Annotated in this window: 1 pseudogene; it reads left to right on the forward strand. The window is 42.7% G+C overall.

Features of this window, described 5'->3' with window-relative positions:
- A pseudogene (locus tag R7Q09_RS24850) lies at positions 1 to 705 on the forward strand (D-alanyl-D-alanine carboxypeptidase); the annotation flags it as partial.
- Positions 706 to 833: the final 128 nt, after the last annotated feature.

The raw sequence follows: 833 nt of genomic DNA on the forward strand, positions 1-833 counted from the left end.
CAACTTGGTTTGACGAATTCCTCATTTACTAACCCTCATGGTTTAGATAGCGATGGTTTGTATTCAACACCGCATGATATAGCTAAGTTGGGTCAAGCAATCATTCGTGATCTGCCAGATATTTATCCGATGTACAGCGAAACGTCTTTTACGTACAACGGTATTACTCAATATAACCGGAATGGTTTACTTCGTGATCGCAGCATGAACGTTGACGGGATGAAAACGGGCTATACCAGTGGTGCAGGTTACAGTTTGGCGACGTCAGCCACCAATGGCGACATGCGCCTTATCGCAGTTGTTATGGGGGCGAAGAGCCAAAGTGTGCGTGAATCAGAAAGTAAGCAACTTCTTAGTTACGGTTTTCGATTCTACGATACCTTGATGCCAACGGCCGCAGGAACTGATATCGCAAACGCTCGCGTTTGGATGGGGCAAAAGGATGAGTTAAAAGTTGGTGTGAACCGCGATGTTTATCTCACTCTGCCTAAAGGTGACGTAAACAAACTTAAAGCGGAAGTGGAATACAACGGTGATTTACTTGCGCCAATTGCTCAAGATCAGGTAGTTGGTACTTTGCTATACAAAGTGGATGGAAAAGTCGTGAAAGAGACCGAGCTAGTTGCACTCGAACCAGTGGAAGAAGGTGGGATTTTTAAACGTATTATGGATTGGTTTAAGCGACTGGTAGCAAGCTGGTTTTAAAGGTTTTTTATAAAATCAATTTACTAAGGCGGCCTAAATGGTCGCCTTAGTTTTTTGAACAACTCGTAATGTCCAAAGAAGCTAAAACGTGTTGTTATTCTTGCTCTCTCATCGCTTTTTATTAAAAA

The sequence above is a fragment of the Vibrio sp. 2130-1 genome, assembly GCF_033339515.1.